The organism is Sphaerisporangium sp. NPDC049003 (genome assembly GCF_043197795.1).
In the GTDB taxonomy this organism is placed as follows: domain Bacteria; phylum Actinomycetota; class Actinomycetes; order Streptosporangiales; family Streptosporangiaceae; genus Sphaerisporangium.
On record NZ_JBICTU010000003.1, the window covers coordinates 60,217 to 73,484 of the forward strand.

Annotated in this window: 12 protein-coding genes; 2 read left to right on the forward strand and 10 right to left on the reverse strand. The window is 72.2% G+C overall.

Annotation, left to right across the window (positions count from 1 at the left end; translation table 11 throughout):
- Nucleotides 1-13: 13 nt before the first annotated feature.
- The 6 genes from ACGFIV_RS03810 to ACGFIV_RS03835 all read right to left on the reverse strand — a co-directional run bounded on the left by ACGFIV_RS03810 (nt 14) and on the right by ACGFIV_RS03835 (nt 6,371).
- The gene (locus ACGFIV_RS03810) at nt 14-1,039 is read right to left on the reverse strand and encodes a UbiA family prenyltransferase (RefSeq protein WP_358551911.1); all 1,026 of its coding nucleotides are present in this window, start codon (nt 1,037-1,039) and stop codon (nt 14-16) included.
- Between the two features lie 8 nt (nt 1,040-1,047).
- Nucleotides 1,048-2,412, reverse strand: coding sequence for a cytochrome P450 (locus tag ACGFIV_RS03815; RefSeq protein WP_358551909.1), 1,365 nt, complete (start codon nt 2,410-2,412; stop codon nt 1,048-1,050).
- Between the two features lie 47 nt (nt 2,413-2,459).
- Complete coding sequence (locus tag ACGFIV_RS03820; RefSeq protein WP_358551907.1) at nt 2,460-3,665, reverse strand: cytochrome P450; 1,206 nt, start codon at nt 3,663-3,665, stop codon at nt 2,460-2,462.
- Nucleotides 3,666-3,783: 118 nt separating this feature from the next.
- On the reverse strand, nt 3,784-5,418 hold the full coding sequence (locus ACGFIV_RS03825) for a DHA2 family efflux MFS transporter permease subunit (protein ID WP_358551905.1): 1,635 nt from the start codon (nt 5,416-5,418) through the stop codon (nt 3,784-3,786).
- Nucleotides 5,378-6,016, reverse strand: a complete 639-nt coding sequence (locus tag ACGFIV_RS03830; protein ID WP_358551903.1) for a MarR family transcriptional regulator — start codon at nt 6,014-6,016, stop codon at nt 5,378-5,380. The genes ACGFIV_RS03825 and ACGFIV_RS03830 overlap by 41 nt, the downstream gene beginning before the upstream one ends.
- A 163-nt stretch (nt 6,017-6,179) precedes the next feature.
- Complete coding sequence (locus ACGFIV_RS03835) at nt 6,180-6,371, reverse strand: hypothetical protein (RefSeq protein WP_392831698.1); 192 nt, start codon at nt 6,369-6,371, stop codon at nt 6,180-6,182.
- Nucleotides 6,372-6,394: 23 nt separating this feature from the next.
- On the opposite strand from ACGFIV_RS03835, the gene ACGFIV_RS03840 reads away from it, so the two are divergent.
- Together ACGFIV_RS03840 and ACGFIV_RS03845 are read left to right on the forward strand one after the other, a co-directional pair.
- Nucleotides 6,395-7,591, forward strand: a complete 1,197-nt coding sequence (locus tag ACGFIV_RS03840; protein WP_358551899.1) for a transposase — start codon at nt 6,395-6,397, stop codon at nt 7,589-7,591.
- Complete coding sequence (locus ACGFIV_RS03845) at nt 7,588-8,364, forward strand: nucleotide disphospho-sugar-binding domain-containing protein (RefSeq protein ID WP_358551897.1); 777 nt, start codon at nt 7,588-7,590, stop codon at nt 8,362-8,364. The genes ACGFIV_RS03840 and ACGFIV_RS03845 overlap by 4 nt, the downstream gene beginning before the upstream one ends.
- A gap of 6 nt (nt 8,365-8,370) precedes the next feature.
- Here ACGFIV_RS03845 and ACGFIV_RS03850 read toward each other — a convergent pair whose 3' ends face one another.
- From ACGFIV_RS03850 to ACGFIV_RS03865, 4 genes are all read right to left on the reverse strand, one after another.
- Complete coding sequence (locus ACGFIV_RS03850; RefSeq protein ID WP_358551895.1) at nt 8,371-9,189, reverse strand: TylF/MycF/NovP-related O-methyltransferase; 819 nt, start codon at nt 9,187-9,189, stop codon at nt 8,371-8,373.
- Complete coding sequence (locus tag ACGFIV_RS03855) at nt 9,176-10,150, reverse strand: 4-hydroxy-3-methylbut-2-enyl diphosphate reductase (RefSeq protein WP_358551893.1); 975 nt, start codon at nt 10,148-10,150, stop codon at nt 9,176-9,178. Before ACGFIV_RS03855 ends, ACGFIV_RS03850 begins: the two co-directional genes overlap by 14 nt.
- A 28-nt stretch (nt 10,151-10,178) precedes the next feature.
- Nucleotides 10,179-11,363, reverse strand: coding sequence for a flavodoxin-dependent (E)-4-hydroxy-3-methylbut-2-enyl-diphosphate synthase (gene ispG, locus ACGFIV_RS03860; RefSeq protein WP_358551891.1), 1,185 nt, complete (start codon nt 11,361-11,363; stop codon nt 10,179-10,181).
- A gap of 101 nt (nt 11,364-11,464) precedes the next feature.
- Nucleotides 11,465-13,261 carry a 1-deoxy-D-xylulose-5-phosphate synthase gene (locus tag ACGFIV_RS03865; protein ID WP_358551915.1) on the reverse strand — a complete coding sequence of 599 codons (1,797 nt, stop codon included), beginning with the start codon at nt 13,259-13,261 and terminating at the stop codon, nt 11,465-11,467.
- Between the last annotated feature and the right edge of the window lie 7 nt (nt 13,262-13,268).

Here is a 13,268-nt window from a genome sequence, read left to right on the forward strand (position 1 = left end):
GTGCGAGGGACGGTCAGGCGAGGGTGGCCGCGCCGAACTCGTACCGCGTGCGCATCCCGGCCTGGAGCACGATCGTGGCGAGCAGGGCGGGCAGGGTGGCCGCGAGCATCACGACCGGCCCCGCAGCGAGCCCGACGAACGCCCCCGCCAGCGCGACCCGCTCCACCACCAGAACCGCGTGGGCCCGTAGCGCGACGGGCGGCGGCATCGGCTCCGCGGCGCGGGCGAGCAGGCCGATCGCCGCGGCCGCGAGGAGCACGCAGGCGCCGAGCACCGGCCAGTACGCGGCCCAGCGGGCCGCGTCGCCCTCGGGGCTCGACGGGCTCAGCGCGGGGACGGCCGCGGCCAGCGCCACCCACGCCACGCTCACCGCCACGACGACGCGCACCGCCGGCCGGGCGCCGCGCCGCACGGGAAAGGTCTCGTAGCCCGCGTCCCGGTCGCCGCCGATGTCACGCAGCGTGCCGACCAGGTTCGACTGCATGTCGTGCAGCAGGAACACGGCGGCCACCGGCAGCACGTACGGCGCCGGGTACGGGGCCGTGGCCATGGCGCCGAACAGCAGGGCGAACGCCGTGAGGCTTCCCCGGACGAGGTTGCCGCTCAGCCCTCTGGCCTTCAGCACGGCGCTGTAGCCGAGCCCGGCGGCCAGCGCCGCGGCCACGAGGAGCAGGGTCCGCCAGTTCAGCAGCAGGGCCGCGACCGCGCCGCCGGCGGTGCAGGCGACCAGGCCGGCGAGCCCGTCGCGCGCCGGCATGCGTCCCGAGGGGATGGGCCGGTGCGGCTTGGCCACGGCGTCGAGCCGCCGGTCGAAGTAGTCGCCGCCGTAGTGGCCGCCGATCCAGCCGAGCGTCGGCACCGCCCACGCCCCGGCGAGCGCCCAGCCGGACGCCCGGGGGTCGTTCAGCAGCCCGCCGGCCAGGCCCACCAGGCCGATGTACAGCATGGTGTACGGGCGCCAGGTCTGCACGTGGGCGAGCAACCGTGTCCGGAGCCCGGCCGCCGGGGCGCCCGCGACCCCGGTTCCCGCGCCGGTCATCGCGCCGGTCATCGCGCCGGGCGCCGGGCGACCACGCCGGCCCGCATCGCCTCGTCGGCGTCGGCGTCGGCGTCGAAGGGCAGGCCCAGGGCGTCGAGTTCCCAGTCGCGCAGGATGGTCGCGACGTTCACCATGACCTGCACCTCGGCCATGCCGGACCCGAGGCAGGTGTGCCCGCCCACCCCGAACGGGGCGAACGCGCCGAGGCGGCGGTGCTCGTTGCGGGGCGCACGGTAGCGGTCGACGTCGAACGCGCCCGGGTCGGGGAACAGCTCGGGGAGGTGGTGGGAGGTGTCGTACACGAGGATGACGCTGTCGCCCTTGGCCACCAGGTGGTTCTCGAAGACGAACGACTCCTCGGCCGTGTACCACTGGCGCGCCGGCCCCTTGTAGAGCCGCAGGGCCTCCATCATCCCGCCGTACAGCGCGTGGCAGGTCTTGAGCCGGTCCCAGGTCAGCGGCCCGGCGAACCAGTCGTCGACCTCCCGCACGACGCGGCGCGCCACGTCCGGGTGGTTGAGGATCAGGTACAGCAGGTAGGCGGTCCGGTAGGAGGCGGTCTCCAGGCCGGCGAGGAACGGGCCGATGGTGGCCGCCACCAGCAGGGGCGGCAGGTCGTCGCCGAGCTTGGGATTCCAGACGGCGAGCATGTCGTCCAGCAGGTCGCCCGGACGCTCGTCCGGGGGGATCGCCAGCCGCGCGTTGATCGCCCGGTAGCCGATCTCGAAGACGCGGTTGCGCGCCCGCTCGTAGGCGGGGTCGGCGAGCATCTCGGCGGCGCCGGTGCGCAGCAGCATGGTCAGCTTGGTGGTGCGGACGAAGGTCACGAGGTCGTCGACGTAGTCGGCGGGGGAGAAGCCGATGAGGCTGCGCCCGAGCTGCTCGCCGACGATGCGCTGGATCTCCCGCACGGCGGGCACGCGCTGCCCGGGCTCCCAGCGCGCGGTCACGGCCTCGGCCATGGCGACCACCTCGGGCAGCCGGCCGGTGATCGTGGTGCGGGCGTAGCCCCGGCTGGTCAGCATGCGGTGCTGGCGGTGCATGTCGCCCTCGCGGCTGAAGCCGTCCATGCCCAGCTCGTTGCTGAAGTCCTCCCAGTGGCTGTCGGACCTCAGCTTGACCGCGCCGTCCGTGCCCTGGTGCATGTTGGTGGTGCGCATCGCGAAGGCGTTGGCCTCCGGGCCGGCGAGCACGGTGAACTCGTCGCCCTCCTTACGGGCCAGCTCGCCCTTCTGGAGCACGCGGAACACCGGCCCGTACTCCAGATAGCAGTCGATGAGGTACTGCTGGTCGTTGATGCTCCCGGGCCGGGTCACCGTGGGTGGCGGCGGGACATCGGTGATGTCAACGGGTCCGGACGGCTGGGGTGCCATGGGGGATCTCCTCGTACTCGAAGCCTGTCGCGGCCTGCCGTGCCTGGTCACCAGGCGACCGGCAGCTCCTCCAGGCCGCTCACCATCAGTCCTGTCTTGCGCCGCACCTGGCCTGTCGGCACGGCGAGGCGCATGCCGGGGAACTCCCGCAGCAAGGTGCCCAGCACGATCTGGAGCTCGACCCGCGCCAGCGCCGCGCCCAGGCAGAAGTGCGGGCCGAGACCGAAGGACAGGTGCGGGTTGGGGTGCCGGGCGACATCCAGCCTGTCGGGGTCGGTGAAATAGCGTTCGTCCCGGTTGGCCGACAGCACCCCGGCCATCACCATCTGGCCGGCCTGGATCGGGGTGCCGCCCAGCTCCAGGTCCTCCTGCGTGAACCGCTGACGGTCGATGTCGCCGAGCGTCTGGAAACGCAGCAGCTCTTCGACGGCGGTGACGATCAGGGACGGGTCGGCGTGGATCCTCGCCACCTCCGCGGGATGCTCCAGCAGGCGCCACATGCCGAGGCTGATCGCGTTGATGGTCGACTCGTGGCCGCCGATGAGCAGGCCGGTCGCGAGGTAGACCAGCTCAAGCTCGGTCAGCCGCTCCTCCTTGTCGCTGGCGGCCACCATGTCGCTGAGCAGGTCGTCACCCGGGTGCTCGCGCTTTCGCGCCACCTGCTCGCCGAAGTAGGCGAACAGGTCGTGCCAGGCGGTGACCACCTCCTCGCGGGGATAGGAGGTGACCGACAGCGTGCGGTCGGACCAGCCGCGGAACTTCTCGGAGTCCTCGTGCGGCACCCCGAGCAGCTCGCAGATGACCCTGATGGGCAGGGGCGAGGCGACGACGGAGACCAGGTCGGCGGGGCTGCCGTGACGGCGCAGGTCGTCGATCAGGGTGTCGGTGTGCTTCTGGATCGCGGGGCGCAGGGACTCCACCCGCCGTGGGGTGAAGGCCCGGCTCACCACGGCCCTCAGCGTGCGGTGCGGCGGCCCGTCCATGCCGAGCGTACGGGTGATCTGGCCGAGGTCCGCTGGAGGCGTGGCGCGGTCGCCCGCGCGGGCCGTCCCCCGCGGGTTGAACGTGCGGTTGAACCGGGGGTCGGACAGCACCGCCGCCACGTCGTCGTACCGCGTCACCAGGAGCGCCTCGTCGCCGTTGGGCAGCTTCACCGGGCAGACGGGCTGCTCCTCGCGCAGCCGCCGCATGTGGGCGGGGGCCTGCGGTCCCATCAGCTCTTCGATCGTGCGGGGAGTGCTGGCGGGCGTCATCGCGCCATCCCTTCCGTTCCCGGGCCGCTTCGCCCCCACGATCGCATGGCGGCATTCCCCTGCGGCCCCCCAGAAACCCCAGCATTTCGCCCCGGCCACGGGCAGATCGTCGTGCCGGTCAGACCTCCTCGGCGGCCGGCTCCTCGCGCCGGGAGCGGGCCGGCGGGATCGGGGTCTCCTTCAGGAACAGGCTGGCCACCAGGGGTATGGCGAGGATGACGGCGGCCACGAGGAACACCAGGTGCAGCACGTCGGCGAGGCCGGTGCGCATGGACCGCTCGACCAGCTCGAACAGCGCTCGCTGCGCCTCGGGGACCTGCTCGCGCAGCCGGCCCACCTGGGCCGGGTCGAACAGCGTGGAAAGGTCCTGCGAGCCGCCGCCGGTGAGCTTGCGCAGCAGCTCGGGGGGAGCGCTGACCGTGGCGAGCCTGGAGGCGATCTCGACGGACAGGCGGTTGGCCATGATGCTGCCGAGCACCACCACCGCCACCGTGCCGCCGAGGTTGCGCCAGAAGTTCACCTGGGCGGTGGCGACCCCCACGACCTCCTTGGCCATCGAGGCCTGGACGACCGCGGTCGACAGCGGCCAGACCAGGCCCATGCCCATGCCGAGCACAACCAGGTCGGCCACGACGTGCCAGTGGGGGCTGGTCAGCGTCACCGTGGTGAGCATGAGCAGCCCGGCGACCATCGCGGCCAGGCCCACGGTGCCGATGAACCGGTAGTAGCGCACGCGCGCGATGAGCTGGCCCGACACCGGCGAGGCCACCAGCATGCCGAGCAGCAGCGGGGTGAGCAGGGTGCCCGAGCCGGTCGCCGTCTCGCCGAGGACTCCCTGGTAGAGCAGTGGGATGAAGACCGCCAGGCCGTACAGGCCGACGGCGGACAGGCCCGCGATGACCATGGCGATCGTGAACACCGGGTCCAGGAACAGGCCGAGCGGGACGATGGGGTTGGCGACGGAGCGCTCTACGAACAGGAAGACAGGCAGCCCGACCACCGACACCGCGATCAGGCCGAGCATCAGCGGCGACGTCCAGGCGTGGTCGTTGCTGATGGACAGCGCGATCAGGATGGGGACCAGCGCGACGGCCAGCGCCACGCAGCCGGCGAAGTCGATGTCCCGCCAGCTTCGCCGGGTCGCCACGTACGGCAGGAAGAAGAAGGTGAGCCCGACCGCGAGGGCGCCGATCGGCACGTTGACGTAGAAGATCCAGCGCCACCCCCAGTTGTCCGTGATGTAGCCGCCGAGCGGCGGCGCGGCCACCACGGACAGGCCGATGATGGCGCTGAAGAGGCCGTGCAGCTTGACCCGCTGGCGCACCGGATAGATGTCGGCCACCACGGCGAACGTCACGGCGGTGAGGACGCCGCCGAACAGGCCCTGCACGCCGCGGAGCAGGATCAGCTCCAGCGTGCTGGTCGAGGCGCCCACCAGCCAGGACGTGCCGAGGAACCCGGCCAGGCCGATGAGCACCAGCGGCTTGCGGCCGAACAGGTCGCCGAGCTTGCCGGCGATGGGCATCAGGATGGTCGAGGTCACGAGGTAGGCCGTGACCACCCAGGCGTAGTAGTTCAGCCCTCGCAGGTCCGCGAGGATGCGCGGCATCGCGGTGCCGACGATGGTGCCGTCGAGGGAGACGACCAGCAGGGCGATGGCGACGCCCACGGTCGCCGCCACCTTGCGCGAGGAGGACAGGCGCGGCCCGTCGTCATCCGCCGGGGGAACGGACAGCTCTTCCTTCTGCGTCATTGCGACCTCCACGGTCGGCGGTATGCGGGGGATCGGCGGGCGGCGTCGCGCCGGAACCGGGGTCGTTCCGCTTCGCGGTGGCCCGCCGGACGTTCTGCACGAGACGGAGGCAGAGGTGCCGCAACTGGAGCAGCTCCTCGGTGGTGATGCCATCGGTGATCCCGACCTGGCGCTCCACCTGCGTCGACCAGATCTCGTCGACGCGCTCACGGCCGCGCGCGGTCAGCGTGGCGAGCAGGGAGCGACGGTCGCCCGGGTCGGACGCGCGCCGCACCAGCCCGTCCTTCTCCAGGGAGTCGACGAGGCCGGTCACCGAGGGAGGGGCGATCTCCAGCGCGGCCGCCAGGTGGACGAGGCGCATGCCCTGCGGCTGCCGGCGCAGCACCAGCAGCACCTGGAGGCGGGCCTCGCTCAGCCCGTGGCGCACGGCCCACCGCTCCAGCGCCCAGCGGTTGAGGCGGGCCGCCTGGTTGATCGCGGCGAAGGCCTCGACCACCGCGAGCGCCTCGTCGCCCAGCTCGTGGCCGACCAGGGCGCGCAGCTGGGGGTTGAACAGCAGGCCGCTGTCGTCGACCTCGAAGCCGGGATCGTCAGGCATCGGTCCCCCATCTCGTTAGGGTCCTAACTATAAGGCTCCTAAGTATGTCCGGCAAGCCTCGCCCGCCTCCTGGGGATCCGGGCCGCGTACCGCTACCGAAATGCGGGCCAGTGCTCCGGCCTTCAGGCCGGGGGTGAAGGGCGACACGGGAGTGCCCGCTAGACTAGGGCACGAGCGTGCCCCGACCTTCCTGACCTTCCCGATGTTGCCGTTCGGCCCGCCAGGCGTAGGGCACCAGGACGGCGAAGGACCGGCCGTTGCGTTCGATGGTGGTGTGTTCGCCGGGGTGGTGGGCGGCGTTGGCGCGATCACCGGTGTGTTCACGGATCGCTCGGATTCTCCTACGTTCAGTCATAGATCGTGGGTACGGTGGTCGCCGTGCAGGTTCGTTACCAGTACCGGCTCTACCCGACCCCCGGCCAGTGTCAGTCGCTGGCTCGGGCGTTCGGGTGCGCGCGTACGGTGTTCAACGACGGGCTGCGCACACGCCAGGACGCCCGCGAGCAGGGGTTGCCGTACATCTCGGACGGGGAGCTGTCGAAGCGGGTCATCACCGAGGCGAAGAAGACCCCGGAACGCTCCTGGCTGGGCGAGGTGTCCGCCGTGGTGCTCCAGCAGGCCCTGGCCGACCTGAACACCGCCTACCGGAACTTCTTCGCCTCGATCGCCGGTAAGCGCAAGGGGCGCAAGGTCGCCGCCCCCCGGTTCCGGTCGAAGAAGGACAACCGGCAGGCGATCCGCTTCACCCGCAACGCCCGGTTCTCCATCACGGCGGGAGGGAGACTCCGCCTGCCGAAGATCGGGGACGTGCCGATCCGCTGGTCACGCTCCCTGCCGCCGGCCCCGTCGTCGGTGACGGTGATCAAGGACGCGGCCGGGCGGTACTTCGCCAGTTTCGTCGTGGAGACGGCCGAGGAGCCGGTACCGGAGCCGGGCGGCGAAGTCGGTATCGATCTCGGCTTGACCCACTTCGCGGTCTTGTCGGACGGCCGGAAGGTCGGCAACCCGCGTTTGCTGCGCCGTGCGGAACGCCGCCTGCGTAAAGCCCAGCAGACCCTTTCCCGCAAGGAGAAGGGTTCGGCGAACCGAGCCAAGGCACGCGTGAAGGTCGCCAGGGCTCACGCCAAGGTGGCCGACGCGCGCCGCGACTGGACACACAAGCTCTCCACGAGCATCATCCGCGACAACCAAGCGGTCTACGTGGAGAACCTGTCGGTGTCCGGTCTGGGCCGGACGCGGTTGGCGAAGTCGGTTCACGACGCGGGCTGGTCACAGTTCGTGAACATGCTGGAGTACAAGGCCGCCCGGTACGGGCGGACCTTTGCCAAGATCGACCGCTGGTTTCCCAGCTCGAAGCTGTGCTCGGCGTGCGGGACCATCGCCGGATCGATGCCGCTCAACCTGCGGTCATGGACTTGCCCGTGCGGGGCGGCCCACGACCGGGACGTCAACGCGGCGATCAACATCCTGGCCGCCGGACGGGCGGACAGGCTAAACGCCTGTGGAGGCTCGGTAAGACCACCGCTCGCGGTGGCACGGGCCGGCGAAGCAGGAAGCCACAGAGGTGCCGCGTGAACGCGGCACGGGCTGAATCCCCGGCCTTCACTTCAGGCCGGGGAGCGCGTCAACCGCCCCGCTTCGCCCGCCCCGGCACACCCCGCCTCCCGCACGAGCACCACATCAAGCCGCTCCTGTACGACCTGCTGCCGGGCGGCGACCCCTGCGACCTGCCGCCGGACGGTGACGCCCGCGATCTGCCGCCGGACGGCGAGCGCGCGGGCCCCGCCGTGCCGCCGCGGGGCAGGCCGCTGGTCTACGCGACCCTCGGCACCATGTACAACAAGGCGACCTCGGTGTTCGGGGCGCTGGCCGAGGCGTTCGACGGCCAGGACTACGACGTCCTGATGACGACCGGGCCCGACTGCGACCCGGAGTCCGTGCTGCCCGGCGGGACTCCCGCCAACGTCCGCCTCGCCCGCTACGTGCCGCACTCGGCCGTCTTCCGGCGCTGCGACGTGGTCATCTCCCACGGTGGCTTCAGCACGGTGATGTGCGCGTTGGCCGAGAGCGTGCCGCTCGGGCTCATCCCCCTCGGCTCCGACCATGGCACCAACGCCCGGCGCTGCGCGGCCCTGGGCGCCGCGCTCGTCTACCCCCGGTGCGTCCTGGAGCCCTACCTGCACGTCGCGCCCGAGGACGTCGACCCGGGGCTGGTGCGCGAGATGACCGCGACGCTGCTGGCGGAGGCGTCCTACCGGGCCGCCGCCCGCACGGTCGCCGCGGAGGTCGCCGCCCTCCCCGGCCCGGACCACGCGGTACGGCTCATCGAGGACCTGCTGAAGCCCTGAGCAGCGCTATTCGTGGCTCTTGCGCCAGTACGCGGCGGAGTAGTCCACGCGCTCCAGGGTGATGTCCTCGGTGATGCTCTTCAGGTAGTCCTGCACCGCCTCGCGGCATTCCTCGATGGCGTGGTAGTCGTCCACGATCACGAAGCCGCCCGGGACCACCTTCGGGTAGAGCAGCCGCAGGGCGTCGTAGGTCGAGCCGTACAGGTCCGCGTCGAGCCTGAGCAGGGCGAGCCGGTCGATGGGGGCGCGGGGCAGCGTGTGGGAGAACCAGCCCGCCAGGAACCGGACCCGCTCGTCCAGCAGGCCGTACTTGGCGAAGGTCTGCTGCACCTCGGCCAGCGAGGTGCCGGCCAGGAAACGGGCGTAGGCGGTCGAGGCCGGGTCGTCCACCTGCTCGGTCAGCTCGCTCAGCACGCCGAGCAGGGGGGAGGGATGCCCGGCCTCGTCCCCGGTGCGCGGGAAGCCCTCGAAGGAGTCCGCCGCCCACACGTTCCGGTCGGTCACCGAGTACGCCTTGAGGGCACCCCGCATGAACACGGCGGCGCCCCCGCGCGCGATCCCCGCCTCCATCAGGTCGCCCGGTATGCCCTCAGCCAGTACCCGCTCGATCAGGAGCTGCAGGTTGTCCAGCCGGGACATACCGATCATGGTGTGCGCGAGGCTCGGCCAGTCCTTGCCCTCCAGCCGCGCCTGCAGGTCGAAGACGTCGCGCGCCTGCCACGGGGTGGCGATCGGCGGGTCGGTGTAGATCAGGTTGAGCAGGCACCGCTTCAGCAGGTCCAGGTAGAGCGAGGTCCCGGCCCCGGCGCCGTCATCCGTGGTCACGGTCGCCTCCCCGCAACGCGAGGGGCAGCGAGAAGACCAGGCTCTCGCGGGCCGACTCGACCTCCTCGACCTCGCCGAAGCCCAGATCGCGAAGCCGTCGCAGAACACCGGTCACCAGCTCCTCCGGCACCGACGCCCCGCTGGTGACGCCGGCGGTGGTGACGCCCTCCAGCCAGGCGGGGTCGATCTCGGCCGCGTCGTCCACCAGGCGCGCCCCGCCCGCGCCGGCCTCCAGCGCCACCTCCACCAGCCTTCGCGAGTTGGAGGAGTTCGCCGAGCCCACCACGATGACGAAGTCGCAGCGGCCCGCGATGTCCTTGACCGCCGTCTGCCTGTTCTGGGTGGCGTAGCAGATGTCGTCGGAGGGCGGGCCGGTCAGGGCGGGGAACCGTTCGCGCAGCAGGGCGACCGTGGCCTCGGTCTCGTCGACCGAAAGCGTGGTCTGCGACAGCCAGGCGACCCGCCCGGGGTCGCGGACGGTCACCTCGCGCACCCCCGCCGGGCCGTCCACCAGGTGGATGCGGTCGGGGGCCTCGCCCGCGGTGCCCTCGACCTCCTCGTGCCCCTCGTGGCCGATGAGCAGGATGTCGTACCCTTCGGAGGCGAACCGCCTGGCCTCCTTGTGCACCTTGGTCACCAGCGGGCAGGTCGCGTCGATCGCGCGCAGTCCGAGCCGCGCCGCCTCCTCGTGGACCTTCGGGGCGACGCCGTGCGCGGAGAAGACCACCACGGCGCCGGGCGGCACCTCGTCGGTCTCCTCGACGAACACGGCGCCCCGGCTCTCCAGGTCACGCACCACGAAGCTGTTGTGCACGATCTGCTTGCGCACGTACACGGGCGCGCCGTACCGCTCGATGGCGCGCTCCACGGTCTGCACCGCGCGGTCCACGCCGGCGCAGTAGCCGCGCGGGCGCGCCAGCAGGATCCGGCGCGGGCGCTCGGTGGCGTTGTGGTTCTCCATGCGGGAGGGGCCTCCTGCCGTTCGGGGTTCAGCGGGGAAGGGCGGTCTCGGGGGCCTCGTCCTCTCCGGGGATGGGCAGGCCGCGCTCGGCCGCGATGCGCAGGGCCTCCTCCACCAGTGTCTCCACGATCTTCGACTCCGGTACGGTCGCGACGACCTCGCCCTTGACGAAGATCTGGCCCTTGCCGTTTCCCGAGGCCACGCCGAGGTCGGCCTCGCGCGCTTCGCCCGGGCCGTTCACCACGCATCCCATGACGGCCACCCGCAGCGGGAGGTCCAGGCCCGCCAGCGCCGCCTGGGCGCGCTCGGCCAGGGTGTACACGTCGACCTGGGCCCGGCCGCAGGAGGGGCAGGAGACGATCTCCAGGCCGCGCTCGCGCAGCCCGAGCGACTCAAGGATGGCCGTCCCCACCTTGACCTCCTCGACGGGAGGCGCCGACAGCGACACCCTGATCGTGTCGCCGATGCCCTCCGCCAGCAGGATGCCGAACGCCACCGCGGACTTGATGGTGCCGGGGAAGCGGGGACCGGCCTCGGTCACGCCCAGGTGCAGCGGGTAGTCGCACCGCCCGGCCAGCCGCCGGTACGCCTCGATCATCACCAGCGGGTCGTGGTGCTTGACCGAGATCTTGATGTCGCGGAAGCCGTGCTCCTCGAACAGCGAGCACTCCCACAGCGCGGACTCGACCAGCGCCTCGGGCGTCGGCCTGCCGTGCTTCTCCAGGAGCCGCTGGTCGAGCGACCCGGCGTTGACGCCGATCCGGATGGGCACCGCCGCCTCGCCGGCGGCCTTGGCGATCTCGGCCACCTTGTCGTCGAACCGCTTGATGTTCCCCGGGTTCACCCGTACGGCAGCGCAGCCCGCGTCGATGGCCGCGAAGACGTATCTGGGCTGGAAGTGGATGTCGGCGATGACCGGGATGCGGGACTTGCGGACGATCGTCGCCAGGGCGTCGGCGTCGTCCTGCGTCGGCACCGCCACCCGGACGATCTGGCAGCCGCTCGCGGTCAGCTCGGCGATCTGCTGGAGCGTGGAGTCGATGTCGGCGGTGACCGTCGTCGTCATGGACTGCACGCTCACGGGCGCGTCGCCGCCCACCGGCACGTCGCCCACCATGATCTGGCGGGACGCCCGGCGCCGCTTGGGCAGGCGTGCGGGCGTCCCGGGCAGCCCGAGGTCCACCACCGTCCCGGCGGTCGAAGTGCTGGTCATCGGCGTCTCCTGCCGTGGTCGTCCGTCAGATGGCCGCGGTACCGGCGCTCGCGGTGCCGGTTCCCGCCCGTGCCCGGCGGCTCGGCCGCCGCCGTGGAAGCTCAGATCGACCGGGCGTGGCCGATCAGGTCGCGGTCGCGTGCCGCCGTCCAGGCGGCTATCTCGGCCGCGACGGCCTCGCCGGTGAGGCCGAAGTCGGCGAGCAGCTCGGCTCGCTTGGCGTGGCCGGCGAACCCCTGCGGGATGCCGTACGTCCGGATGGGCCGTTCCACGCCGTGGTCGCGCAGCAGCCTCGCCACGCCGTCGCCGACGCCGCCGACCCGGCAGTTGTCCTCGACCACCGCGGTGAAGCGGTGGCGCGCGGCCAGCTCCGCCAGCGCCTCGTCCAGCGGGGCGACCCAGCGCGGGTCGACCACGGTGACGGCGAGGCCCGCCTCGCGCAGCGCGTGCGCCGCCGCCACGCAGACGCCGGCCATCGCGCCGCAGGACACGAGCAGGACGTCCTCGCCCTTGGCGTGGTGGAGCACGTCGAGCGTCCCCACGGTGCCCACGGCCGGGATGTCGTCCCCGGCCGGGCCCTTGGGGAACCGGACGACGGTCGGTCCCTGCGCGTGCGCGACCGCCTGCCGCAGCAGCTCGCCCAGGCGGGAGGCGTCCCGGGGCGCGGCGATGCGCAGCCGGGGCACCATCTGCAGCAGCGACAGGTCCCACATGCCGTTGTGGCTCGGCCCGTCGTCGCCGGTCACGCCGGCCCGGTCCAGGACGAAGGTCACCGGCAGGCCGTGCAGCGCCACATCCATCAGCAGCTGGTCGAAGGCGCGGTTCAGGAACGTCGAGTAGATCGCGACCACCGGGTGGAACCCGGCGCTGGCCAGCCCAGCGGCCGAGGCGACCGCGTGCTGCTCGGCGATGCCCACGTCGTACGTGCGGTCGGGGTAGCGCTCGGCGAACGGCGCGAGCCCCGCGGGGTGCAGCATCGCCGCGGTGATCGCCACGATGTCCGGGCGCTCCCCGCCGAGGGCCAGCAGGGTGTCGGCGAACGTCCTGGTCCAGGTGGCGCCGGGACGGGGGAACTGCACGCCGGTGCCGGAGTCGAACGGCCCGGGGGAGTGCAGCCGCTCGACCGGGTCCGTCTCGGCCGGGGTGTAGCCGTAGCCCTTGCTGGTGACGCAGTGGACCACCACCGGTGCCCTGAGGTCCCTGGCGTTCCGCAGCGCCTCCTCCACCGCCGGTTCGTCGTGCCCGTCGACGGGGCCGAGGTAGGCGATGCCGAGCTCCTCGAAGATGTTCCCGCCCTCCCCGGCCGGCTTGTCGCGCAGCTCGGCGAGCCGGCGGGCGATCCCGCCGGCGGTGGGGCAGTACGAGCGGCCGTTGTCGTTGAGCACGATGACGACCGGCCGGTTGCGCGCCGCGCCGATGTTGTTGAGCGCCTCCCACGCCATCCCGCCGGTCAGCGCGCCGTCCCCCACGACCACCACCACGTGGCGGTCGTCCTCGCCGCTCAGCGTGTGCGCCTTGGCGAAGCCGTCGGCGTACGACAGGGCGGTGGAGGCGTGGGAGTTCTCGATGATGTCGTGAACCGACTCCGACCGGTTGGGGTAGCCCGACAGCCCGTCGCGGGTCCGCAGCCGGGCGAAGCCCTCCCGCCGCCCGGTCAGCAGCTTGTGCACGTAGGTCTGGTGGCCGGTGTCGAACAGGATGCGGTCGGCCGGCGAGCGGAACACCCGGTGCACGGCGATGGTGAGCTCGACCGCTCCGAGGTTCGACCCGAGGTGGCCTCCCGAGCGCGACACCGCGCCGACGAGGAACTCGCGGATCTCCGAGGCGAGGCGGCCGAGCTCCTTGGAGTCGAGTCCGCCCAGGTCACCCGGCGCGGTGATGCCTTCGAGCAGGCTCATGCCGTTC

Coding starts and splice junctions, on each gene's coding strand:
- ACGFIV_RS03810 (WP_358551911.1), bottom strand. CDS start 1,039: ATGACCGGCGCGGGAACCGGGGTCGCGGGCGCCCCGGCGGCCGGGCTC.
- ACGFIV_RS03830 (WP_358551903.1), bottom strand. CDS start 6,016: ATGCCTGACGATCCCGGCTTCGAGGTCGACGACAGCGGCCTGCTGTTC.
- ACGFIV_RS03865 (WP_358551915.1), bottom strand. CDS start 13,261: ATGAGCCTGCTCGAAGGCATCACCGCGCCGGGTGACCTGGGCGGACTC.
- ACGFIV_RS03835 (WP_392831698.1), bottom strand. CDS start 6,371: ATGACTGAACGTAGGAGAATCCGAGCGATCCGTGAACACACCGGTGAT.
- ispG (WP_358551891.1), bottom strand. CDS start 11,363: ATGACCAGCACTTCGACCGCCGGGACGGTGGTGGACCTCGGGCTGCCC.
- ACGFIV_RS03815 (WP_358551909.1), bottom strand. CDS start 2,412: ATGGCACCCCAGCCGTCCGGACCCGTTGACATCACCGATGTCCCGCCG.
- ACGFIV_RS03820 (WP_358551907.1), bottom strand. CDS start 3,665: ATGACGCCCGCCAGCACTCCCCGCACGATCGAAGAGCTGATGGGACCG.
- ACGFIV_RS03825 (WP_358551905.1), bottom strand. CDS start 5,418: ATGACGCAGAAGGAAGAGCTGTCCGTTCCCCCGGCGGATGACGACGGG.
- ACGFIV_RS03855 (WP_358551893.1), bottom strand. CDS start 10,150: ATGGAGAACCACAACGCCACCGAGCGCCCGCGCCGGATCCTGCTGGCG.